This window comes from Pseudomonas sp. P135 (assembly GCF_020312125.1).
Taxonomy (GTDB): domain Bacteria; phylum Pseudomonadota; class Gammaproteobacteria; order Pseudomonadales; family Pseudomonadaceae; genus Aquipseudomonas; species Aquipseudomonas fragariae.
This window is the reverse complement of sequence record NZ_JAGPYR010000012.1, coordinates 19,907-46,162: the sequence shown is the minus strand read 5'-3', so window position 1 is coordinate 46,162 and position 26,256 is coordinate 19,907. Positions and strand designations below refer to the sequence as shown.

Sequence of the window (26,256 nt, the reverse complement as noted above, 5' to 3'; positions counted from 1 at the left end):
TGTTCCAGCCCCGAGACAGCCGTTATCCAAGCTAGAACGTAAACCCGGCAGACAAATTTAGCGCTGCACACACATCCATGACCCCGCGCTAAATTTATCGGCGATCCGCTCGTTCTCCACCAGATAGCAACAGCCGTCGCAGGCTGCGCAACGGTTAACCACACGAGACGGAAATGACAAGACCGCGTTGGAAAAAAGCTCTCTTCATCGGCCTGCCGCTGGCCCTGGCCATCAGTGCAGGTGCGGGCTTTCTGGCCTGGAATTACTGGTCGCCAGCAGGCTACCCGGTCAAGGTTATGCAACAGGCCGACGACCTGCAGGAGCGGATCATTTCCTTCGACAGCCACATCACCGTGCCGATGAAATTCGGCAGCGAGGGCAACGAAGCCGACAAGGACGGCTCGGGGCAATTCGACCTGGTGAAAGCCGCGCGCGGACGCCTGTCCGGGGCTGCACTGACGGTATTCGGCTGGCCGGAGATCTGGAACGGCGACAACGCCCCGCATCGTCCGACACCCGGTTTCGTCGACGAAGCACGCCATCAGCAGGAAGTGCGTTACAAAATCATCACCGGCATGGTTCGCGACTTCCCCAATCAGGTCGGCATCGCCTACACCCCGGACGACATGCGCCGCCTGCACGGCGAAGGCAAGTTTGCCATATTCATCAGCATGCTCAACGCTTACCCGCTGGGCAATGACCTGAGCCTGCTGGACCACTGGACCGCACGCGGCATGCGCATGTTCGGTTTCAGTTATGTCGGCAATAACAGCTGGGCCGACTCTTCACGTCCCCTGCCCTTTCTCAATGACACGCCCGACGCACTGGGCGGCCTGTCGGAGATCGGCAGGCAGGCCGTGCAACACCTCAACGATCTGGGCGTGATCATCGACGTGTCACAGATGTCGAGCAAGGCGCTGCAACAGGTCAGCGAGCTGAGCCGCACGCCGATGGTCGCCTCGCACTCGACGCCGCGTGCGCTGGTGGACATCCCGCGCAACCTCAGCGACGAGGAACTGCAGCTCATCAAGCGCAGCGGCGGCGTGGTACAGATCGTGGCGTTTCCGGCCTATTTGAAGCCGCTGAGCCAGAAGACCCAGGACAAGCTCAACGCGCTGCGCAAGGACTTCGACCTGCCGCCGTTGCCGAACCTGGCCATGGCGCTGATGCCAGGCGACCCGATCATCACCGTCTGGCCGGAACAACGCTTCGGCGCCTATGCAAGCAAGCTGTACGCGATTCTCGAGGAGGAGCCCAAAGCCACGGTCCAGGACTTCGTCGACGCCATCGATTACACCGTCCGCAAAATCGGCATCGACCACGTCGGCATCAGCTCCGACTTCAATGATGGCGGCGGTGTGAAAGGCTTCAATGATGTCAGCGAAATCCGCAACGTGACGGCCGAACTGATCGAGCGCGGCTACGCCGAGGCGGATATCACCAAGCTGTGGGGCGGCAATTTCCTGCGCGTCTGGGAGCAGGTTCAGGCTGCTGCTCGTCCGGATGTGAAGCACATGAATCTCTCAAACGCCGCTACCCGATCCTCAGGCGCAGACGCTCATGACTGATCGCAGAACCTTCCTCAAACAGGCCGGGCTGCTCGCGGCAGCCCTGCCCCTGGGCTCCGGCCTTGCAACGGCAGCCGTGACGCCAGCGACTCAGCCGGCCTCCACGGACAAATGGACGCGCCTGAAACAATTGTTCAATCAGGACCCGGATTACGTCCACCTCTCCAATTTTCTGGTCACCTCGCACCCTGCTCCGGTTCGCCAGGCCATCGAACAGTATCGCGCGCATATCGACCGTAATCCCGGTCTGGCCATGGACTGGGACCTGGGAGAGACCGAGCGCCGCGAACACGAGGTTCGCGTCTGGGCGGGCAAGTACCTGAACGCCCAACCCGGCCAGATCGCCCTGACCGGCAGCACCACTGAAGGCCTGGCAATCATCTACGGCGGTCTCCATGTGCGCCCGGATCAGGAGATTCTGACCACCGAACACGAGCATTCCTGCGTCCGCGATATCCTCAAATTCCGTCAGCAGCGCGACGGCACGCAGGTGCGCAAGATTCGCCTGTTCAAGGACCCGGCGACCGTCTCGGCCGATGAAATCATCGGCTCCATCGCGCGCAGCATTCAGCCGAAGACGCGGGTGCTGGGCATGACCTGGGTGCAGTCCGGCAGCGGCGTGAAACTGCCCATCGCGGCCATCGGCGATCTGGTCGAGGAACACAACCGTAACCGTGACGACCAGGAGCGCATTCTCTACGTGGTCGACGGCGTGCATGGCTTTGGCGTCGAGAACCTCGATTTCCCGGAGATGAAGTGCGACTTCTATGTCGCCGGCACCCACAAGTGGCTGTTTGGCCCGCGCGGCACCGGCATCGTTTGCGCACGCTCGGAACAGGTCAAGGACCTCACGCCGCTGATCCCGACGTTCTCGGAAGCCACCGGTTTCAGCACGATCATGACGCCCGGTGGGTATCACTCGTTCGAACACCGCTGGGCGTTGAACGAGGCCTTCAAACTGCACCTGCAACTGGGTAAGGCCGATGTGCAGGCACGCATTCACCAGCTCAACAGTTACCTCAAGCAGCGCCTCAAGGCCCAGCCCAATGTCGAGCTGGTGACGCCGGTGGACCCTGCGCTGTCGGCGGGCTTCAGCTTCTTCCGGCTCAAGGGCCAGTCGTGCGACGACGTGGCGGCCTGGCTGATGAAGCAGCGCATGGTCGTTGACGCGGTAAGTCGCGACGTCGGCCCCGTGGTGCGCACCGCGCCGGGACTGCTGAACAGCGAAGCCGAAATCGATCGTTTCATGACACTGCTCGCCCGGCGCGCCTGACACGCCCGAACCGATCACCTGTTTTCCGTTTTCCATCGAGACCCGACATGAAAAAAACACTGCTGCCCCTGTCCGCCCTGCTCGGCCTTCTGCTCTGCGACAGCGCCCTGGCCGCCACGCCGGTATCCGCGCCAGGTAAGGTGTTCAAGGACTGCAAGGACTGCCCGGAAATGGTCGTGCTGCCTGCGGGCACCTTCACCATGGGTGCGCCCGAAGAGGAACTGGGTCGTCAGCCGGACGAAGGCCCGCTGCATGACGTGACCTTCGCCAAACCGTTCGCCATCAGCCGCTTTCAGGTACTGGCTGGCGAATGGGCCGCCTATATCAAAAGCTCCGGTTACAAAATGCCGGATGGCGATACCCGGCCGGGCCGCGAGTGCAAGGCCGGCAAGCCGCGCTACCCGCTGAGCCCGCGTCAGCCTGCGGTGTGCATGGACTGGAACGAAGCCAAGGCGTATGTCGAATGGCTGTCGAAAAAAACCGGCAAGTCCTACCACATGGTCAGCGAAGCCCAGCGTGAATACGCGGCACGCGGCGGCAGCAAGGGCTCGTTCCCGTTTCCGATGGACGAAGGCAAGCCCTACAGCATTGCCAAACACGCCAACACCTACGGCCCGGAAGACGGTTTCAGCTACACAGCGCCTGCCGGCAGCTACAGCCCCAACGATTTCGGCATCTACGACGCCCACGGCAACGTCTACGAGTGGACCGCCGATTGCGAGACCAGCAACTACAACGGCGCGCCCACCGATGGCAGCGCGTGGCTGGCCGGTGATTGCACCTGGAAGATGATTCGCGGCAATGACTGGACCGAAGCGCCGATCTTCTCGCGCTCCGGCAACCGCAACAGCCGCCAGCCGGATGTACGGGGTGACTGGCTGGGTTTCCGGGTCGCCCGCGACCTCTGACGGACTTCATGCGCCCCCGGCCTGAACCAGCCCAAGCCGCACTCACGGACACTGACGAGACACACCATGACCCGCACAACTGAAAGCCTCGCCCGGGAAACCCTGAGAATCCTCAAGCCGTTCTGGTGGCTGGTGGCGCTGTCGACCTTGCTGGGGATTGTCAGCGGCCTGAGCGTCACCGGCCTGCTGGCCACCATCAACAACGCGATGAACAGGCCAGGCGGGCCGGACACGCAGACCGCGCTGCTGTTCGCCGGCCTGTGTGTGCTGACCCTGGCGTGTTCGACCCTGTCCAACCTGTCGACCAATTACGTCGGCCAGCGAGTCGTCGCCAACCTGCGCCGCGAGCTGGCGGCCAAGGTGCTGGTCGCGCCCATCGAGCAGCTGGAACGCTATCGCGCGCACCGCCTGATCCCGGTGCTGCTCAACGACGTCAACACCATCAGCACCTTTGCCCTGTCGGTCGCACCGATGGTGATTTCGTTTACTGTCACACTAGGCTGCCTGGCCTATCTGGCCGTGCTGTCCTGGCAGATTCTGGCGCTGACAGTGCTCACCGTGGTGCTCGGCACCGGCGCGCAATACCTGGCGCATGCGTTCGGCATGCGCAGCATTCTGGCGGCGCGCAACAGCGAAGACGAATTGCAGAAGCACTACCAGGCGCTGTCCGCAGGCGCCAAGGAGCTGCGCATTCAGCGCAAACGTCGTCAGAACATGCTCGACGAAAAGATTCACGGGGCCACTGAACACATCTGCCGCTCGAACATTCGCGCTGCCAACATCTTCGTCAGCGCAGAAACCTTCGGCTCGATGCTGTTCTTTGCCGTGATCGGCATGGCCATCGCCTTCCAGGCCATGTGGCCGACCACCGAGAAAACCGTGCTGGGCGGCTTCGTGCTGGTGATGCTGTACATGAAAGGCCCGCTGGAGCGCCTGATGACTGCCCTGCCCGGCATCAGCCGCGCGCAGATCGCCATGCGCCGCATCGCCGAGCTGTCGTGGAAATTCTCCAGCCCCGAACCGCACCTGTTGGTCAGTGACCGCCCGACGTCGCTGGCCAGCATGCACACGCTGGAACTGCACAACCTGCGCTATGACTACCCGCCGGTCGAAGGCAGCGACGCCTTTCACCTCGGCCCGGTCGACCTGAGCATCAAACAGGGCGACATCGTGTTCATCGTCGGCGAGAACGGCTGTGGCAAGACCACGCTGATCAAGCTGCTGCTGGGCCTGTACACCCCGCAACAGGGTGAGATCCGCCTGAATGGCCAGGCCGTTACCGCGGAAAACCTGGATGACTACCGCCAGCTGTTCACCACGATTTTCGCCGACTACTACCTGTTCGACGAGCCGTTGCAGGGCCAGGCCGCGCTGCCGCAGGACGCGGGCAAGTACCTGGAGCGCCTGGACATCGCGCACAAGGTCAGCATCGAGAACGGTGTCTTCACCACCACCGATCTGTCGACCGGTCAGCGCAAGCGTCTGGCACTGATCAATGCGTGGCTGGACGAGCGTCAGGTGCTGGTCTTCGACGAGTGGGCCGCCGATCAGGACCCGGCGTTCCGTCGCGTGTTCTACACCGAGCTGCTGCCGGAACTGAAGCAACAGGGCAAGACCATCATCGTGATCTCCCATGACGACCGCTATTTCTACGTTGCCGATCAGTTGGTGCGGATGCAGACCGGGCAGATTCAGGTCGAACAGGTTCACAGCGAAACCCGCGACAAAACCATTCCGGCGTGATTCATCCAAGCCTGGAACGCCCCGCCCGGCCAGCCCGCGAGCGGGGCTTTTTTTTGCCTGTGCATTCCGCGCCACGCTCAATTACTAGCCAAGCGCCATCTTTTTTCGTGGATTTTGAAAAAACCATTAAATAAACGTTATTCGCTTTCGTTCTCATTAACAGCGAATTGCGTGCCCAGCCATCTCTCGCGCACCGCCCCATAAAAAAGTGGCTCATGCCTGCCCGGTCGACGGCTGGACCCGACTGCGCAGACCTGAACGACGCCCCCGATCTCCTTGCCGATACTCACTGGAAAGAGCCAATTCATGCACAACCCGTCACGACTCACCCCGCTCAGCAAAGCGTTGATGCTCAGTCAGATGTTCCGCTCCCGGCCATCCATGGCGGCCATGGGTCTTGCACTGTGCATGCCGGTGGCCGGCCAGGCGCAGGAAACTGTCGCAGACGATTCGAACACGACGGGCACGCTCAATCTGGCCCCGACCGCAATCGACTCGCATTACCTGGGCACCACCACCGACGGCACCGGTTCCTACACCACCGGCGCGGTGAGTATCGGCAAGGGTGCACCGCAATCGCTACGCGAAACACCGCAATCGGTGAGCGTGGTGACCCGGCAAGTCATGGATGACAACAACCTCACCAGCCTCAGCGACGTGCTGGAAGACACCCCGGGTATCACCTTCCAGTACCGCAACTTCGGCGGCCACGTGTACACCTCGCGTGGCTTCTCGTTGCTGGCGGAAAGCTTCCTGGTCGACGGCATTGGCGGCCAGGGCTATCAGATCACCGGCTGGATGCAGCCGGACATGGCGATCTACGACCGCGTGGAAGTGCTGCGCGGCGCGTCAGGGCTGCTGGTCGGTGCCGGTCAGCCCGGCGGCGCGGTCAACCTGGTGCGCAAACGCCCGACCGCCGAGAACAAATTCTCGATCACCACCCGCGCCGGTTCTTGGGACCAGTACCGGGTCGACCTGGACGGCAGCGGCAAGCTCAACGATTCCGGCACCCTGCGCGGGCGCATGGTCGCGGCCTACGATGACAGCGGCTCTTACCTGGACGGTCGCGACAGCCGCACGCCGCTGCTGTACGGCATCGTCGAAGCCGACCTGAGCGACGACACCACCCTGACCATGAGCCTGCGTCGTCAGGAGCAGGTCATCAACGGCTACTCGATCTATGGCCTGCCGCGCTACAGCAACGGCCAGTCGCTGGGCCTGTCACGCTCGACCAACCTGGCGCAGAAGTGGAACCGCCATGAAAGCGACATGACCGAGGTGTTCACCGAAGTCGCGCATCGCTTCAATGAAGACTGGACCAGCCGCACGTCATTGACCTATTCCCAGGGTGGCTTCGATCAGAACATTGCCTTCGCACGGGGCGCAGTGAATCCCGTGACGCTGGCGGGCTCCAACTTTCAGGGCACGCTGTTTCGCAAGGACGAGGTCGACAGCGTCGGTCTGAACAGCCAGCTGGAAGGCAACTTCAACGCGTTCGGCCTCGAACATCAGGTGACCCTGGGTGCCGACTGGTCGAAGCAGAACGCCAACACGCATCAGGCGACCGTGACCAGGCGCACCGCCGTCAACGTCTTCGATGTCGATCAGAGCGCTTTCGCCAAACCAGCCCGTCCAGCCTGGCAAACCGACATCGACACCACCGAAGAACGCGCGGGCCTGTACGCCAACACGCGCATTCACCTGAGCGAACCGTTGAGCGTGGTGCTTGGCACGCGCCTCAGCTGGTATGACTACAAGTACGACGTCAAAACCGGTGCGGCAAACAGTTACGAATCCAAGCAGACTCAGGAATTCACGCCGTTCGCGGGCGTCATCTATGACATCAACGACAGTTGGTCGTGGTACGCCAGTTATGCCGACATCTTCACGCCACAGGCCAACTACGTAACCTCCGCCGGCTCGCCACTGGACCCGGCCATCGGTTCCAACTACGAAACCGGCTTCAAGGGTGAGCTGTTCGACAAGCGCATGAACCTGTCGATGGCGCTGTTCTACATCAAGCAGAAAGATGTAGCTGCCGTTGATGTGAACACCACTGAACTGTGCCCTACCAGCTCCGACGGCTCCTGCTACCTGCAGGACGGCATCAGCCGCAGCAAGGGCGTCGATGTCGAGGCCAGCGGCGAAGTGTTGCCGGGGCTGCAAGTGTTCGGCGGCTACACCTTCAACATGCTGCGCAACAACGGCGACTCGGATGTGGCTTACGAAACGCCGAAACACATGCTGCGCCTCAACACCAGCTACAACCTGCCGGGTGCCTGGAACCGCCTGACCCTGGGTGCTGGAGTGTCGGCGGATTCGGGTTACGAAGTGCCGTCCAACAAGGAGCTGGGCGTGGCCGGCCGGGCCATCTGGGATGCCAGGGCGTCGTGGAAACTGGACGAAAACTGGAAGGTGTCACTCAACGCCGAAAACCTGTTCGACCGCAAGTACTACACCACCTCGATCGCCACCGACCGCTCCAACGTCTACGGCGAACCGCGCAGCTACGTCCTGACCTTGCGGGGGGATTTCTGATCTAAGTAAACGATAGGCGTGATTCTAGCGCCTACGCTCTGCATTCAGCGTTATACACAAGCCCGCTTTTGATTCTGGCCGAAGGCCGTGGGAGCGAACTTGTTCGCGAAGACTGTAGTTCAGACGATGCATTTTTGGACAACATACTGGCCCATGAGCGTTTGAGCGAGCGGAACGCTGGGGGCCGGGACACTCAGCAAACATCTGCATACCACCAACTCCACCGCAAATGCATTATCCTTCGCCATTGATCTCAACGAGCCATCCCTCCCATGCAAACATCCTCCAGCCGTCTGCGCACAGGCCGCGTGAAAACGCTCGGCCTGCGTCTGGGCGGTGTGGGGCTGGTGCTGGCGTTGAGTGTTCAGGGGCAGGCGCTGGCGGAGGAATTCGAGTTCGATATACCGGCCCAGACGCTGAGCAGTGCCCTGAAGGAATTGGGCCGCCAGTGCGATCTGCAAATCCTCTATAACCCCGACGACCTGAACGGCAAGCTCAGCAGCCCGGTGCATGGCAGGCTGACGCCCGAACAGGCAGTTGCCGATCTGCTGAAAAAAGCCAACGTAGCGCACAGTCTTGAAGACAACACCCTGACCCTTGGCGCTGCTGCCTCCGCACACACCATGAATCTCGGGCCGGTGGCGATCAAGGGCGACTCGTTCGGCATCACCTCCGAGGGCAGCGGCTCGTATGCGGCCACTGGCGTGAGTATCAACAAGACGGCTCAGTCGCTGCGCGAAACGCCGCAGTCGGTTACCGTCATGACCCGCCAGGTGATGGACGACAAAAACCTCACCGGCCTCGACGAGGTGATGGCACAGACGCCCGGCATCACCTTTTCCCAACGCAATTTCGGCTCTCATGTCTTCAGTTCGCGGGGCTTCGCGCTGGAGGACGAGAGCTACATCATCGATGGCGTGGCCGGCCAGGGTTACAGCGTGACCGGCTGGATGACCCCGGACATGGAAATCTACGACCGCGTCGAAGTGCTGCGCGGCGCGGCCGGCTTGCTGATCGGCGCGGGCAACCCCGGTGGCGCGGTCAATCTGGTCCGCAAGCGCCCGACCGCCCTGCCGCAGTTGTCGATCACCAGCCGCGCAGGCAGTTGGGACAACTACCGGGTCGATCTGGATGGCAGCAGCAAACTCAACGATTCAGGCAGCATCCGCGGGCGTTTTGTAACGTCCTATGAAGACCGCGGCTATTTCACCGATGGTCTGCAGAAAACCGCACCGTTGCTCTACGGCATCCTGGAAACCGACCTGAGCGAAGACACCACCCTGACCCTGGGCGTGCGCCATCAGAACGCCGACACCCAGGGCTTTTCGATCTTCGGTCTGCCTCGCTACAGCAACGGCAAGGCCATCGACCTGCCGCGTTCGACGTCGCTGGCCCAGCACTGGAACCGCCACCAGACCCGTACCGACGAAGTGTTCAGCGAGCTGGAAACCCGCTTTGACGACAACTGGAGCGGCACACTGTCTGCCACCCACTCCGATGGCGCTTTCGATCAGAAGGTCGCCTATGCACAGGGCGCTATTGATCCAGCGACGCAGAGCGGTTCCCGGCTGGTCAGAACCCTGTTCCGCTCGGACGATATTCATAGCAATGGCATCGACGCGCACCTGGATGGCCGGTTCGACGCCTTTGGCCTGAGTCACCAGTTGACCGTCGGCGGCAACGGGTCCGAACAGAAACGCGAGTCGCGCTATGCCACGGTCAACGCCAATCAACCGCTGGCTATCTTCAGCCCCGACCACGACGCGATTGCCGAACCTGCGCGTCCGGCCTGGAGCAGCACGGACTACAGCGACAAGCGCTATGGCGTCTACAGCAACCTGCGCCTGAGCCTGACAGAGTCGTTGAGCCTGGTGATGGGTGGCCGGGTCAGCAGCTATGACTATCAGACCAGGTCCGCAGGCGTGACCCGTCGCGCCCAGGAGGACAATCAGGTCACCCCGTTTGCGGGGGTCATCTACGACCTCAACCGGGACTGGTCGTGGTACGCCAGTTACACGGATATTTTCCTGCCGCAAAGCGCCTATCGAACCGCATCAGGCACACTGCTTGATCCGGCCATCGGCGCCAGCCATGAAACCGGAATCAAGGGCGAGCTGTTCGACAAACGTCTGAATGTGTCACTGGCGCTGTTCTATGTGAAGCAGAAGGATGTGGCCGTCGAGGATGATGCCAATGCTGGTCAGTGCGTTAGCAATGATGCCTATGGGACCTGCTACCTGAACGGTGATATCCGGCGCAGCAAGGGCATCGACATGGAAATCAGCGGCGAGCCGTTACCGGGATTGCAGACCTTGGCCGGCTACACGTTCAACATCACCCGCGGCAGTGACGGGCAATCGATTTCAGCGGAAACACCCCGGCATATGTTGCGCCTGACCAGCAGCTACACCCTGCCCGGCACCTGGCGTCGCTTGACCATCGGCGGCGGGGTTTCGGCGCAGAGCGGCTACTCGGAACACGAATCGACCCAGCCCATCGATAACGCTGGCCGGGCCATCTGGGATGCGCGGGTCGCGTGGAAAATCGACGAACACTGGACGGTGGCGCTCAACGGCAACAACCTGCTGGATCGCAAATACTACAAGGCCACCGGCGACATCGACCGCGGCAACTACTACGGCGACCCACGCAACTACGTCCTGACCCTGCGCGGTGATTTTTAAGCGACGCTCGCCCCTCGTGATCAACAGCGTCCAGAAAGGCACGCTCCAGCCCAGATACCTGTCGTTCCTCACGCTCCAGCGTGGGAATGCCGTTCGTGACGCTCTGTCACACCAGCTACGCCGCGCCACGCACTCAAGAGAGGACGCAGAGCGTCCAGAAAGGCATGCCCACGCGGAGCATGGGCACGATGGTGTTCTTCAGGACGCTTATCGTTCCTCACGCTTCAGCGTGGGAATGCCGTTCGTGACGCTCTGCGTCACACCAGCTACGCCGCACCACGCACTCAAGAGAGGACGCAGAGCGTCCAGAAAGGCATGCCCACGCGGAGCATGGGCACGATAGTGTTCTTCAGGACGCTTATCATCCATCACATCCCAGTCCAGACACCCATCGTTCCTCACGCTCCAGCGTGGGAATGCCGTTCGTGACGCTCTGCGTCACACCAAACGCTCGGCAAGCCCCTGCAGAAACGCTTCCGCGATCACCAGGTTGTCGTGCCGTTGATCGATCGTTGTCGAGCTGCGCAGTCCGTTGACCGAGCACTGTTCCAGCAGCACCGCTTCGGCCTTGGCAATCTGCCCCGGTTTACGGCTCTGCCCTGCCCACCAGCAATCGACCTGCACATTGAGGGTTTTCAAGGTAAACGCCTGGCTGAGTTTTGCGTTGGCTTCCAGTAACTTGTAACCGGTTTCGATTTCGTCCTGCACCGCGATGTCCTGGAACATGCTGCGCAGGCTGTCGACGTTCATCGCATGTTGCAGTGCGATCTGCTCGATCACCTGATCAATGACTTCACTCTCCCCGCTCACCGACTGCCGGGTGTTTTCGATCAGGTCGACAATGGTTTGCTCCTGCAAGCCCGGCACAAAGGCCTGCAGGCTCTTGATCAGGCTGCGGTAGTAGTTTTCGCCCTGCTGCTGCGTGGTGACTTGCGGGTCCTCTTCGACCCATTGCATGCCCACCGATGCCGGTAGCTGGGTGTCGACCAGCCCGAGAAAGCTCACCACCTCGCCAGCGCGCTCCAGCACATGCGCGACCTCGACGGCCAGCGCGCCGCCCATCGACCAGCCCAGCAGGTTGTAAGGCCCGTGCGGCTGGGTCATGCGGATCTGTTCGACGTAGTAGTCGACCATGTCCTGCCACGACGTATCGAACCAGCCCGGCACCACGTAGGCCTTGTTGACCAACCCGTAAACCCGTCGGCTGTCGCTCAACCTGCCCGCCAGCGGGTAATACGAATAGGTGCCACCGCCGCCCGGCGGCAGGCAGAACAGTGGCGCATGCGTCGAGCCATTGGCGTTCATGGCGATGACCGCCGATTTGACCCGAGCCTTATCGGCACGCATGAAATCGGCGAGCTCACCCAGGGTCTGCAGCAACAGCAAGTCATGCAGCTTGATGGAGATATCGAACGTCTCGCGAATCCTGCCCGCCAGTGAAACCGCCAGCAGCGAGTGCCCGCCCAAGGCAAAGAAGTTATCGTTGAGCCCGACCCGTTCGACGTGCAACACCTGCTCCCACAACGCAGCAAGACGTTGCTCGAATGCCGTACGCGGCGCCACGTAACCCTGCTGTGAGCGGGCCACGTCCGGTTTCGGCAGTGCTCTGCGATCCAGCTTGCCATTGGCGGTCAGCGGCATCGAATCGATAAAGACAAAGTAGCCCGGCACCATGTAATCCGGCACGTGAGCCTTGAGGTGGGCCTGCAGACGCTCGCGCAGAACGTCCGGCGCCTCAGCGGCATCGGTTGGCACCAGATAAGCCGCCAGTTGCTTGCCGGACGGCCCGTCGATGTCGATCACCGTGGCTTCACGCACAGCGGCATGCTCATGCAGACGCGCTTCGATTTCGCCCAGTTCGATGCGCAAGCCGCGAATCTTCACCTGGTGGTCGATACGCCCTGCGTAGTCGATGACACCTGCGTCGCGATAACGCGCCAGATCGCCGGTGCGGTACAGCCTGGCGCCGCCCTGCTCGTCGAACGGGTCCGGCACGAAACGCTCGGCCGTCAGCGCGGCACGGTTGTGATAACCACGTGCCAGACCGACGCCACCCAGATACAACTCCGCCGCCACGCCCTGTGCGGCAGGCAGCAGGCCGTCGTTGAGGATGTGGGTTTTCAGGTTGTCGATCGGCCGCCCGATCGGCACGCTGAGGATGTCATCCGTGCTGCACGTCCAATGGGTCACGTCGATGGCCGCTTCGGTGGGGCCATACAGGTTGTACAGACCGGCCAGCGGCAGACGCTTGAGCACCTGGGCGGCCAGTTCGGCAGGCAGTGCTTCACCGCTGCATACCACTCGGCGCAGCGTGTTACAGCTTTCCACCTGCGGATGAGTCATGAACGCCTGCAGCATCGACGGCACGAAGTGCAGCGTTGTGACCTGATGCTCACGGATGGTCTGCACCAGCCGCTCGGGGTCGCGGTGCTCACCCGGCAGCGCCACGGCCAGACGTGCGCCGGTCATCAGCGGCCAGAAGAACTCCCAGACCGACACGTCGAAACTGAACGGCGTCTTTTGCAGAACCGTATCGCTGCCATCCAGCGCGTAGGCCTTCTGCATCCAGTGCAAACGGTTGACCAGCGCACGATGGCTGTTGCCTGCACCCTTGGGTTTGCCGGTCGAACCCGAGGTGTAAATCACATAAGCCAGATTCAGTGGATGGCTGAAGTTGACTGGATTGGCAGTGCTGTAACCCTCCAGCCAGTCGCCGTGCTGATCCAGGCACAGGCTCTGCACCTGGGGCGGAACCGGCAAACGCTCCAATAGCGCCGCCTGGGTCAACAGCAAACCGATACCGCTGTCCTGCATCATGTAAACCAGACGATCCTCGGGGTAATCCGGGTCCAGCGGCACGTAAGCGCCACCGGCCTTGATGATCGCCAGCAGACCGATCACCAGTTCCAGGCTGCGCTCGACGCAGATACCCACCAATACGTCCGGGCCGACGCCCGACTCACGCAGGCGATGTGCAAGCTGATTGGCGCGGGCGTTGAGTTGCGCGTAGCTCATCTGCTCGGCGGCGAAGATCAGTGCCGGAGCCTCCGGCGTGGCGCGCACCTGAGCTTCGATCAGGCTGTGCAGGCAGTCCTCGCTGGGGAAGTCTGCGGCTGTGGCGTTCCACTCGCGCAGCACATGCTGCTGCTCGCGGTCGCTCAACAGCGCCAGTTCGCCAAGCGCCGCCTGCGCGTCATGCGTCAGCGCCTGCAGGACCTGCTGAAAATGTGCCGACAACTGCGCCATGTGTTGCTCGCTGAACGCCTCACGGGCGTAACTGAAGCGCAACGACAGGGTTTCACCGAGATTGACCACCAGCGTCAGTGGGTAATGCGTCTGCTCCTGCGTGTGCAGGCCGCCGAATACCAGTCCCGGCGGCGCAGCCTGTTGCAAGGCTTCGGACACCGGGTAGTTTTCGAACACCAGAATGGTGTCGAACAGCGCCTCGCCAGCGCTGCGTGCCCAACGCTGAATCTCGTACAGCGGTGTATGTTCGTGCTCTCGCAAGGCGATGTTCTGCGCCTGCACCTGTTGCACCCACTCCGCCACGCGCTGCTCTGCACGTGGGCTGGCGATCACCGGCAGAGTATTGATGAACAGCCCGAGCTGCTCCTCGACACCCGGCAGGTCCGCCGGACGCCCGGCCACGATTGCGCCGAAGGTGACGCTGGACTGCCCCGTATAGCGTTGCAGCACCAGCAGCCAGGCCGATTGCACCAGTGTGTTGAGGGTCACGCGCTGCTCGCGGGCAAACTCACTCAGTTGACGGGTGTTCTCGGCGTCGATCAAGTGCAGGTAATCACCATGTCCCTGCCCGCTATCAGGCGCCTTGAAGGCCTGCACCAGACGCGAGGGCTCATCGAGTCTGGCCAGCTGACCGGTCCAGAAACGCTCGCTGAGCCCGGCATCCTGGCGCTGCAACCATTCGATGTAGTCGCGATAGCGGCTGACCTGCCTAGGCAGTGTCTGGCCGCTATAACGCTGCAGCACTTCACCTAACAAACGCGAGCTGCTCCAGCCGTCCATGAGGATGTGATGGCTGGTGTAGATCAGTTGATGGCTCTGCTCGCCGGTGCGTAATACGGCCAGGCGCAGCAACGGCCCGTGGGCCAGATCGAAACCCTGCTGGCGGTCGGCGTCGGCCCATTGGTCGATCCAGCCGGACGACTGCCCCCGCGCATCCAGCTCGACAAAAGGCATGCGCACATCACGCAAGACCACTTGCAGCGCTGGCTGCAGATGGCTGATGAAAGCACTGCGCAGCACCTCATGGGCATCCAGCGTGGCCTGCCAGGCGGCGCGGAAACGCGGCACGTCCAGACCGCTGACTTCGATGCGCATCTGGTTGATGTAATTGCCCGCCTCCTGCTCGAACAAGGTGTGGAACAGCATGCCCTGCTGCATCGGTGCCAGCGGGTAGAGGTCTTCGATCTGCCCGACAGCTATCGGCAAACTGCTCAACTGTGACTGGCTCAGGCGCGCCAGCGGGAAGTCCGACGGAGTCGCCCCGGCCACGCCTTCGGTGGTGCAATGGGCAATCAATTGTTGCAATTCGGCGGCGTACTCATCGGCCAGGCGCTGCAAGGTCTCGCGCTCGAACACCGCGCCGCTGAAGGTCCAGCTCAGGCGCAGCTCACCGGCATAGACCTGACCGTTGATGCTGATCGGCGCAGCCAGCGGCGCATCGGCACTCTGTGAGGCACCGCTGCTGTCGGCCGAGGGTGTGAACAGTGCCTCTGGTGCGTCGAAGCTGCCGTCGAACTGCCCCAGGTAATTGAACACGATGCTGCCCAGCGGCAGGGCTTGCAGGATCTGCCGCGCCGATTCGCGGCCCAGGTAGCGCAACGCGCCGTAACCGACGCCCTTGTCGGGCACTGCGCGCAGTTGCTCCTTGATGGTCATGATCGAGTCGGCCAGCGAGGCCTGCGGGGTAAGCCTGACCGGGTACACATTACTGAACCAACCCACCGTGCGGCTCAGGTCCAATGCGTCGAACAGGTCTTCGCGGCCGTGGCCTTCAAGACGAATCAACGCATGCGGTTGCGCGGTCCAGCGGCTGACCACCCGCGCCAGCGCGGTCAGCAGCAGGTCATTGATCTGCGTGCGGTAGGCCGCCGGGGCGTCCTGCAGCAGTTGCCGGGTCAGTTCGCTGTTCAGTTGGGTGACCACCGACAGCGCATGCTGCTGTTGCTGACCGCCGTGCGGATGATCGCAAGGCAAGGCGTCGCTGACGTCCTGCAGCTGCGCCTGCCAGTAACCCAGTTCCTGTTCCAGCGCCGGGCTTTGCGCGTAGGCCTGCAGATGCTCGGCCCAGGCTTGCAGCGAGCTGGTTTTCGCCGGCAGCAGCGCTGGCTGACCTGCTGCCAGTGCGATGTACGCCTGTTGCAGGTCTTCCAGCAACACCCGCCATGACACGCCGTCCACCACAAGATGGTGAATCACCAGCAACAGGCGCTGCTCGCCCTGCGGCAGGTTGATCAGTACGGCACGCAACAGCGGGCCGTTTTTCAGGTCCAGGCTGCGTTGCGCCTCATCGGCCAGTTCAGGCAAGCGCTCGATGCTGTCCAGCTCATGGGCCCAGAGCAGCTCGCGAGTGTTCGGCGCGCCGAAGGTGGCCTGCCATTGGCCGCTCTGCCGGGTGAAACCCAGACGCAACGCATCGTGCTGTTCGACCAACGCAGTCAATGCAGCCTGAAGATAAGAGGCCTCCAGCGTTTGCAAAGGCTTGAGCATCAGCGCCTGATTCCAGTGCTGACGCTCGGGGATGTCCAGTTCGAAGAAGCGTGCCTGAATCGGCAGCAACGGCAACGAACCGCTGATCTGCTCTGCCACGGCGGCGGGCTTTTTCTGAATCAGTTTTGCCACCGAAGCCAGTTGGCCGATGGTCTGTTTTTCGAACAATTGCTTGGGGCTGAGTTTGATGCCCTGGCGCTTGGCGCGGGCGATGATCTGCAGACTGAGGATCGAATCGCCGCCCAGTTCGAAGAAGTTGTCGGTGCTGCCGACCTGCTCCAGCTTGAGGACATCCGCCCACACGGCGGCGAGCTTTTCCTCGATCTCGCCGACCGGTGCGGTGTAACGCTGCTTGACCACGCCGGGCATGGGCAAGGCGCGCTTGTCGAGCTTGCCGTTGGCGGTCACTGGCAGACGCTCCAGGAGCATGATCTGCGCGGGCACCAGATACTCCGGAAGGCGAGCCGCCAATTGCTCGCGCAGCTTGTCGACATTGAGGCTCGTGCCGGCCGCTGCCACGCAATAGGCCACCAGTTGCAGACGTGTTTCATCGCTTTCCAGCGGCTGCGCCAGCACCACGGCGTCGGCCACGTTGTCCAGGGTTTGCAGAAGCTGGCCGACCTCGCCCGGTTCGACCCGGTAGCCGCGGATTTTCACCTGATCGTCAGCACGGCCCAGGTATTCCAGCACGCCGTCCACCCACCGCGCACGGTCGCCTGCACGGTACAGGCGCTGACCATTGGCGTCCGGGTCCGGCACAAAGCGTTCGGCGGTCATTGCCGCACGGCCCAGATAACCCTGCGCCAGCCCGCGCCCGCCCAGATACAGTTCACCGGCCACCCGTTCGGCCACCGGATTGAGGTAAGCGTCCAGTACCCGCGCCTTACCGTTGGCCAGCGGCTGACCGACCGGCACACTGCGGCAGGCGCTGAGAGGCCCGGCCACTTCGTGGGTCAGGATGCCGACCGTGGTTTCGGTCGGGCCGTAGTGGTTGATGATCCGGCAGCCCGGCTTGAGCGCACGCACCTGCTCGATCAACGCCCAGGCGCTGGCCTCGCCGCCCAGAATCAGCACTTGCCCAGGCAGCACGTCCGCCGGGTTGGCGGCCTGCAGCAGGCCCTGCAAATGGCTGGGCACGATTTTCAGTACGTCAACCTGATGCTCGACCATGTAACGCGCAAAACCGTCAGGGTCGAACGCCTGTTCGTGAGACAGCAGGTGCAGCGCCCGGCCAGAGGCCAGCGCACCGAACAGCAGCGTGTGCCCCAGGTCGGCAGCGACCGTCGACACTATCGCCATGCTCGCCCCGTCGCTCAACGCCAGGCGCTCAAGCACGCCCTGCACGTAGTTGGCCAGCGCGCCGTGGCTGATCACCACGCCCTTGGGCTGCCCAGTGGAGCCGGAGGTGTAGATGATGTACGCCACTTGCCCGGGCAGCACCCGAACGTCCAGCGCCTGGCTGTCGACAGCGGCCCACAGCGCAGCATCGAACGCCAGCACCGGGCACACGCCCAACCGCGCGGCCTTGTCGTCATCGGGCGCATACACCAGCAGCACGGCGCCGCTGTCGCGGGCCAGTTGCTGCAAGCGCTCGGCCGGTTGCGCGCTGTCCAGCGGCAGGTACACCGCGCCCAGCTTCAGCACCGCCAGCAGGCTGACCACCCATTCCACAGAGCGGTCCAGGCACAGCGCGACGGTCATGCCCGGTTTGATGTCCTGGGCGTGCAGGTAGCGGGCGAATTGGTTACTGCGTGTCTCAAGCTCGTCAAAGCTCAACACCTGCTGGCCCACACGCAACGCAGTCTTGCCACGCCCGGCACGCAGGCCCTGTTGCCAGAGGCTGAGGAAATCGGGGCAGGCAAAGTCCTGGGTTTGCTCGGCGACCGGTGACGATATCGCGTGAGGATGATCGGCCAGACGCCGGTCGGTGTCCGAAACCAGTGCTTGCAGCACGCTGCGCAGCGCGTCGGCAATGCGCTCGATGCTCTGCGCTTCGAACAGGTCGGTGGCGTAGGTGAAATAACCGCGTATCCCGTCGGGCGTGTCGGTGAAGTCGAAGGCCAGATCGAAACGCGCATCGCTGCTGTCCATCGGAAACTCATCGACCGTCAGGCCCGACACGCGCTGCCCGTTGCCATCGGCCGCCAGCACGTGCTGATTGATCTTGAACTGGAACAGCGGGTTGTGACCCGGATTGCGCTCCGGCGCCAGGGCATCTACCAGGTGCTCGAACGGCAGTTCCTGATGCGACTGCGCGCCCGTCACCACCTGCTTGACCTGATCCAGCAGCTCGGCAAAGCTCTGCCGCTCGTCCACCTGCACACGCAGCACCTGAGTGTTGATGAAAAAGCCGATCAGCCCTTCCAGCTCGCTGCGTGTGCGCCCGGCATTGGGTGCGCCGATGCGGATATCGGACTGCCCGCTGAAGCGCGACAGCACCACCGACAGCGCCGCCAGCGTCACCATGAATAGGGTCTGGCCGTTGTTGCGCGCCAGGCTTTTCAGTTGCGCGGAGAGTTGCTGCGGCAGGTCGACGCGCACCATTGCACCGCGATGGCTGGGTTGCAGCGGACGCGCATGATCCAGTGGCAGGCTCAGCAGCGGATGTTCGCTACCCAGTTGCTGTTTCCAGTAGTCCAGTTGCCGCTCGCCCTCCCCGGCCTCCAGCCAGGCGCGTTGCCAGATCGCGTAGTCGGCGTACTGAACCGCCAGCTCGGGTAACGGAGCCGGCTGTCCGGATACCTGCGCCTGATAAAGCTGCACGAACTCGCGAATCAGCACGTCGCCGGACCAGCCATCGGATACCACGTGATGCATGCACACGGTCAGTACGTGTTCGCTTTCACTCAACTGGAACAGCTTGACCCGCAGCAGCGTACCGCTCAGCAGATCGAAGGGCTGTTGCAACTCGGCGCGCACCTGCTGCTCGATATCTGCAGGCGCCGCCGACGCGAACTCGAGGGCGACCGTGGCCTGTTCGAGAATCTCCTGGTAGAACACGCCGTCCGCTGAAACGAAGCGGGTGCGCAGGGTTTCATGGCGTTGCACCAGCCGGTCCAGCGCCGCGCTCAGGGCCTGCCGGTCCAATGCGCCATTCAGACGCACGGCCATGGGCACGTTGTAGGCCGCGTTGCCCGGTTCCATCTGCCAGAGGAACAGCATGCGCTGCTGCGCGTAAGACAGCGGAATACGCGCTGCGGCATGCCGGGTCACGGCGATGGGCAGCAGTTTGAAGCTCTGTCCGGTCTCGTGCATCTTGGCGAGGATCTGCCGGCGCTGTTCGACGGGCAAGCCGACGAAACGCTGGGCGATACGCTCTGCTGCAGACTTGTCCATGTCAGATACCCGCCATTTCATTCATCATTTTTTCAATATCGGACAAGCCGTCCTCGGTCAGCGACAGGCCACTGCCGGCGAAGGCCTGAATAAATTCGTTCAATTGCGGTTTCTCGAAGATCAGGCGCAGCGGAATGTCGATTCCCAGGCCGGTGTGGATTCTGGAAATCAGCTGCGTCGCCAGCAGCGAGTGACCACCGAGCTCGAAGAAATCGTCGCTCAGGCCGACACGCTCGACCTTCAGCACCTCGGCCCAGATCGCCGCCATCTGCTGTTCCTGCTCTGTGGACGGTGCGACGTACTGGCGCTGCAACTGGCTGGCGTCCGGTTTCGGCAGGGCCTTGCGATCGAGCTTGCCGTTGGCGCTCAGCGGCATTCTGTCGAGGAGGATGAAGTGCGTGGGCACCATGTAATCCGGCAGCGTTTCCTTGAGGAAGGCCTTGAGCGCATTACGCAACTGATCGTCGTGGTGCTCGACCACCAGATACGCCGCCAGCTGCTTGCCGGACGGGCCGTCAACGTCGATCACCACCGCCTCATGAATGCTGTCGTGCTCCAGCAGGCTGGCTTCGATTTCGCCCAGTTCGATGCGCAAGCCGCGAATCTTCACCTGATGGTCGATACGCCCGGCGTAGTCGATAACGCCCGCGTCGCGATAACGCGCCAGATCACCGGTGCGGTACAGCCTGCCGCCGCCCTGCTCGTCGAACGGGTCGGGCACGAAACGCTCAGCCGTCAGTGCGGCACGGTTGTGATAACCGCGTGCCAGACCGACGCCACCCAGATACAACTCCGCCGCCACGCCCTGTGCAGCAGGCAGCAGGCCGTCGTCGAGGATGTGGGTTTTCAGGTTGTCGATTGGCCGCCCGATCGGCACGCTGAGAATATCGTCGGTGCTACAAGTCCAGTGGGTCACGTCGATGGCCGCTTCGGTCGGACCATACAGGTTGTACAAACCGGCCAGCGGCAGACGCTTGAGCACCTGAGCGGCCAGTTCGGCAGGCAGTGCTTCGCCGCTGCATACGACCCGGCGCAGCGTGTTACAGCTTTCCACCTGCGGATGAGTCATGAACGCCTGCAGCATCGACGGCACGAAATGCAGCGTCGTGACCTGATGCTCACGGATGGTCTGCACCAGCCGCTCGGGGTCGCGATGATCACCCGGCAGCGCCACGGCCAGGCGTGCGCCGGTCATCAGCGGCCAGAAGAATTCCCAGATCGACACGTCGAAACTGAACGGCGTTTTCTGCAAAACGGTGTCGGATTCGTTCAGCCCGTAGGCCTTCTGCATCCAGTGCAAGCGGTTGACCAAAGCACGATGGCTGTTACCCGCGCCCTTGGGTTTGCCGGTCGAACCCGAGGTGTAAATCACGTAAGCCAGATTCAGTGGATGGCTGAAGCTGACTGGATTTGCAATGCTGTAACTCTCCAGCCAGTCGCCGTCCTGATCCAGGCACAGGCTCTGCACCTGGGGCGGAACCGGCAAACGTTCCAATAATGCCGTCTGGGTCAGCAGCAAGCCAATCCCGCTGTCCTGCATCATGTAAGCCAGCCGATCTTCGGGATAATCCGGGTCCAGCGGTACATAAGCGCCACCCGCTTTAATGATCGCCAGCAGACCGATGACCAGTTGCAGACTGCGCTCGACGCAGATACCCACCAATACGTCCGGGCCGACGCCCGACTCACGCAGGCGATGCGCAAGCTGATTGGCGCGGGCGTTGAGGTGTGCGTAGCTCAGTTGCTCGGCGGCGAAAATCAGCGCCGGCGCCTCCGGCGTGGCGCGCACCTGAGCTTCGATCAGGCTGTGCAGGCAGTCCTCGCTGGGGAAGTCTGCGACTGTGGTGTTCCAGCCGTGGAGAATCTGCTGCCGTTCAGCCCTGTCGAGCATCGGCACTTCGGCGATCCGCTGTGCGGCATTGGCGCAGATGGCCTGCAACAAGGCCAGCCAGTGCCCGGCCATGCGCTCGATGGTGCGCGGGTCGAACAACGCTGTCGCGTAGGTCAGGCCAGCGCTCAGGCCACCGTCATGTTCAGCCGTGTTCAGGGTCAGGTCGAACTGCGCCGGGTAACTGTCCGGCAGCAGTGCCTCGACCTGCAGACCGGGCAGCGCGCGGACATCGGCGCTGGCCTGGCTCTGGTGATTGAACATCACCTGAAACAGCGGGCTGTGGCTGAGGCTGCGTTGGGGCTGCAGGGCTTCGACCAGTTGCTCGAAGGGCAGCTCCTGATGCGCCTGGGCTTGCAGGGCGGTGTGTTTGACCTGCTGCAGCAACTCGTTGAACGTCGTGTGCACGTCAAACTCGGCACGCAGCACCTGCGTGTTGACGAAGAAGCCGATCAGGCCTTCGGTTTCAGCGCGGTTGCGGTTGGCAATCGGCACGCCGACACGAATGTCCGACTGACCGCTATGACGGTGCAGCAGGCTCTGGAATGACGCCAGCAACAGCATGAACAGGGTCACGCCCTGTTGCCGCGCGACCTGCTTCAAGCCATCGATCAGCGCGGGTTCCAGTTCTACCGCCAGCCGCGCACCGGCATGGCTTTGCACCACTGGCCGCGGGTAATCGGCGGGCAGTTCCAGAATCGGCTGCTGATCGCCCAGTTGCTGCTTCCAGTAATCCAGCTGCCGGGCCTGCTCGCCGGCCTCCATCCAGGTCCGCTGCCACAGCGCGTAGTCCGCGTATTGCAGGTCCAGCGCGGTCAAGCTCACCTCACGGCCCTGACTGTAGCCCTCGTAAAGGCGCACCAGTTCATCGACCATGATCGGCATCGACCAACCATCGGAGACAATGTGATGCTGGGTCAGAATCAGCACATGCTCGTCGGTGTGCAGGTTCAGCAAACGGACTCGCAACAGCGGCCCTTGCTCCAGATCGAACGGGCGCTGCATTTCCTGCTGCACGCAGGCTTCAAGGGTCTGGTCGCTGGGCACCGACTCGACCGGCAGGGTCAAGGCGCGTGGCGCATGAATGACCTGTACGGCATGCTCGCCCTGCTGGCGGAAGGTCGTGCGCAGGGTTTCATGACGTGCGATCAGCGCGCTGAAACTGTGCTCCAGTGCCGCGATGTCCAGCGAACCGCGCAGGCGCAGGGCTGCGGGAATAACGTATGCCGTGTTCTCCGGGTCAAGCTGCCAGAGGAACCACTGCCGCTGTTGCGCATAGGAAAGCCCCAGCGGCTGCGTGCGGTCGGCCTTGATGAAGCGCGGCGCACCGTTGCCCTGCCCTGCGCCCGCTGCCAGCGCGAAGGCCGCCAGATCATGCGCTTCGAACAGGTCGCGTAACGACAGCTCGACATCCAGCTGCTGACGAATGCGCGAAATCACCTGAGTGGCCAGCAGCGAATGCCCGCCCAGCTCGAAAAAGTTGTCGCTGCGCCCGACCCGCTCGATCTGCAAAACATCGGCCCAGATCGCCGCCAGTTGCTGCTCCAGCTCGCCCTGCGGGGCGCTGTAGGTGGCCTGTAACTGACTGGCGTCCGGCGCAGGCAGCGCCTTGCGGTCCAGCTTGCCGTTGGCAGTCAGCGGCATGCTGTCGAGGACGATGAAATGGGTGGGCACCATGTAATCCGGCAGGTGCGCCCTGAGTTGGTTTTTAAGCATTTCACGCAGGGTTGGCTGGTCCTGATCAGGCTCAGCAGGCACCAGGTACGCCGCCAACTGCCCGTCCAGCGCCAGCACGTGCACTTCACGCACCGCCGGGTGCGCTTGCAGCCGCGCTTCGATTTCGCCCAGTTCGATACGGAAGCCACGAATCTTCACTTGGTGGTCGATGCGCCCGGCGTATTCGATGGTTCCGGCAGCGCGATAACGCGCCAGGTCGCCGGTGCGGTACAGACGGCCGCCCTCGTTGGAGAACGGGTCCGGCACGAAGCGTTCGGCAGTCAGCGCGGCGCGGTTGTGGTAACCCCGCGCCAGACCGGCATGGCCGATGTGCAGCTCGCCGCTGCAACCTTGGGCGACCGGGTTGAAATCGGCGTCCAGCACGTACCACGACAGGTCGGGAATCGCCTCGCCAATCGGGCTGGCGGGGTTCTGCGTGTCAGCCAGCGTGATCGGTCGATAGCTCACGTGCACGGTGGTTTCGGTGATGCCGTACATGTTGATCAGTTGCGGTGATTGATCGCCGAAACGCGCGAACCAAGGCTTCAGGCTCGCCACGTCCAGCGCCTCGCCGCCAAAGATGACTGTCTGCAGCGACAGCGGTAACGATGAATCGCAGGCCACGCGCATCAGTTGCTTGAACGCCGACGGCGTCTGGTTGAGCACCGTAACCTGCTGCTCGACCAGCAGCGCATGAAACTCTTCCGGCGAACGGGTCACTTCGCGGGGCACGATGACCAGTCGGCCGCCATGCAGCAGCGCGCCGAAAATCTCCCACACCGAGAAGTCGAACGCGAAGGAATGGAACAGTGTCCACACGTCCTTTTCGCTGAATTCGAACCACTCATCCGTGGCCGCGAACAGGCGCATCAGGTTGTGATGGGCGAGCAAGGTGCCTTTGGGTTTGCCGGTCGAGCCCGAGGTGTAGATCACATAGGCCAGGTTGTCCGGCGTAGTCTGATTGTGCGGGTTTTCCGTGCTGTAGCCGTCCAGTGCGTCAGCCAGATCGAGCGTCTGCACCTGTTCGGGGATCGGCAGTTTGCCAAGCAGATGCGCCTGGGTCAGCAACAGCTCGATACCGCTGTCCTGCATCAGGAAGCTCAAACGATCCTGCGGATAATCCGGGTCGAGCGGCACGTAAGCGCCACCGGCCTTGAGGATGGCCAGCAGTCCGACAATCATCTCCAGACCGCGCTCGGCAGCCAGCCCGACGCGCACATCCGGGCCGACGCCCTGCTCGCGCAGTTTGTGCGCCATCTGGTTGGCTCGCTGGTTGAGCCGCCGGTAACTCAGTTGCTCATCGCCAAAACTCAGGGCGATGGCCTGCGGGTTACCCTCGACCTGGGCCTCGATGCGTTGATGCGCGCAGTGCTCGCTTGGGTAGACCGCAAGATCGCGGTTCCAGTCACGCAGGGTGTACTGGCGTTCCTCGGCGCACAGCAATGGCAGGTCAGCGATACGCTGATTGACGTCGTGGCACATGCCGTTGAGCAGGTTGCGCCAGTGGCTGGCCATGCGCTCGATGGTCGATGCGTCGAACAGGTCGGTGGCGTAGGTCAGTGCGGCTGTCAGGCCGTCCGGGCGTTCGCAGGTGTCGAGGGTCAGGTCGAACTGCGCGGTGTGCTTGTCGGACACCTGATATTCCAGACGCAGCCCTGCCAGCTCACGGCTCTGGTTGTGGCCTTCGCTCTGGTGGTTGCAGGCCACCTGAAACAGCGGGCTGCGGCTCAGGTCGCGCTGCGGTTGCAAGGCTTCGACCAGTTGTTCGAACGGCAGGTCCTGATGGGCCTGCGCCTGCACAGCGGTGTGTCTGACCTGCTGCAACAGCCCGGCCACGGTGGTCTGCGTGGTGAATTCGGCCTTGAGCACCTGGGTGTTGACGAAGAAGCCGATCAGCCCCTGGGTTTCGCTGCGGGTACGGTTGGCGACCGGCACGCCTACGCGTATATCGGCCTGACCGCTGTAGCGATGCAGCAGGGTCTGAAACGAGGCCAGCAACAGCATGAACAGGGTGATGCCCTGTTGGCGCGCCAGGGTCTTGAGGTTATTCAACAGCGCGACATCCAGTTTGACATTGAGTCGCGCACCTTCGTAATTGCGCAGTGCCGGACGCGGCCGATCAGTGGGCAATTCCAGAATCGGCTGTTGCTCGCCCAGTTGCTGCTTCCAGTACGCCAGCTGGCGTTCCTGCTCGCCCATTTCCAGCCAGTTGCGCTGCCAGAGGGCGTAGTCGGCGTACTGGATCGGCAACGGCGCCAGTTTGATCTCGCGGCCCAGCGTGGCGGCCTGATAGCACTGCATCAGTTCGTCGACCATGATCGGCATCGACCAGCCATCGGAGACGATGTGGTGCTGGGTCAATACCAGTACATGCTCCTGCGCGCTCAGCCTGAGCAGCCTGACGCGCAACAGCGGTCCGTGTTGCAGATCGAAAGGCCGTTGTACTTCCTGATCCACATAACGCTCGACCGTTTCGCCAGCCGCCAGTTGCTCGACACCGAGCGCAAACGGCGACGCCGGATGCACCACCTGCAGTGCTTCATCGCCCTGCTGTTCGAACGTCGTGCGCAGGGTTTCGTGACGCTCGATCAGTTGCTCCACGCTGCGTCGCAATGCCTCGACATTCAGCGCACCGTGCAGGCGCAGCGCCAGCGGAATGTTGTAGGCCGCGCTGTGCGGCTCCAGTTGCCAGATGATCCATTGCCGCTGCTGCGCGTAAGAGAGCGCGGACGGTGCCTGCGTCTCCCTCACGGCAATCGGCGTGACCCCGTAGAGATTCACCCCTTGACGCTTGAGCAGCACCGCCAGCGCCTTGCGTTCACGGGCGGACAGCGATTTAACGGAGTCAAGCAACTGTTGCACTGGGGTC

Annotated in this window: 8 protein-coding genes; 6 read left to right on the top strand and 2 right to left on the bottom strand. The window is 62.6% G+C overall.

Annotated elements, in window-relative coordinates:
- Window positions 1-173 precede the first annotated feature (173 nt).
- The 6 genes from pvdM (at window position 174) to KBY08_RS17825 (ending at window position 10,714) form a co-directional block, all read left to right on the top strand.
- Entirely contained in the window at window positions 174-1,568 is a 1,395-nt protein-coding gene (pvdM, locus tag KBY08_RS17850; protein ID WP_024659947.1) for a pyoverdine-tailoring dipeptidase-like protein PvdM, read from the top strand.
- The gene (locus tag KBY08_RS17845) at window positions 1,561-2,841 is read left to right on the top strand and encodes an aminotransferase class V-fold PLP-dependent enzyme (protein WP_024659946.1); all 1,281 of its coding nucleotides are present in this window, start codon (window positions 1,561-1,563) and stop codon (window positions 2,839-2,841) included. The genes pvdM and KBY08_RS17845 overlap by 8 nt, the downstream gene beginning before the upstream one ends.
- Window positions 2,842-2,888: 47 nt before the next feature.
- Window positions 2,889-3,749: a formylglycine-generating enzyme family protein gene (locus tag KBY08_RS17840; RefSeq protein WP_024650675.1), complete on the top strand. Its 861-nt coding sequence runs from the start codon at window positions 2,889-2,891 to the stop codon at window positions 3,747-3,749.
- 66 nt (window positions 3,750-3,815) lie between these two features.
- Window positions 3,816-5,492 carry a cyclic peptide export ABC transporter gene (locus tag KBY08_RS17835; RefSeq protein ID WP_024659945.1) on the top strand — a complete coding sequence of 559 codons (1,677 nt, stop codon included), beginning with the start codon at window positions 3,816-3,818 and terminating at the stop codon, window positions 5,490-5,492.
- Between the two features lie 306 nt (window positions 5,493-5,798).
- A complete protein-coding gene (locus tag KBY08_RS17830) occupies window positions 5,799-8,030 on the top strand; it encodes a TonB-dependent siderophore receptor (RefSeq protein ID WP_024659944.1) in 2,232 nt (743 codons plus the stop codon).
- Between the two features lie 272 nt (window positions 8,031-8,302).
- Window positions 8,303-10,714 (top strand): TonB-dependent siderophore receptor, encoded by a 2,412-nt coding sequence (locus KBY08_RS17825; protein ID WP_024660310.1) that lies wholly within the window; start codon window positions 8,303-8,305, stop codon window positions 10,712-10,714.
- A gap of 438 nt (window positions 10,715-11,152) precedes the next feature.
- On the opposite strand, the gene KBY08_RS17820 is transcribed toward KBY08_RS17825, so the two are convergent.
- Entirely contained in the window at window positions 11,153-19,783 is an 8,631-nt protein-coding gene (locus tag KBY08_RS17820; RefSeq protein ID WP_177410965.1) for an amino acid adenylation domain-containing protein, read from the bottom strand.
- Window position 19,784: 1 nt separating this feature from the next.
- Window positions 19,785-26,249 carry a non-ribosomal peptide synthetase gene (locus KBY08_RS17815; protein WP_111522685.1) on the bottom strand — a complete coding sequence of 2,155 codons (6,465 nt, stop codon included), beginning with the start codon at window positions 26,247-26,249 and terminating at the stop codon, window positions 19,785-19,787.
- Window positions 26,250-26,256: the final 7 nt, after the last annotated feature.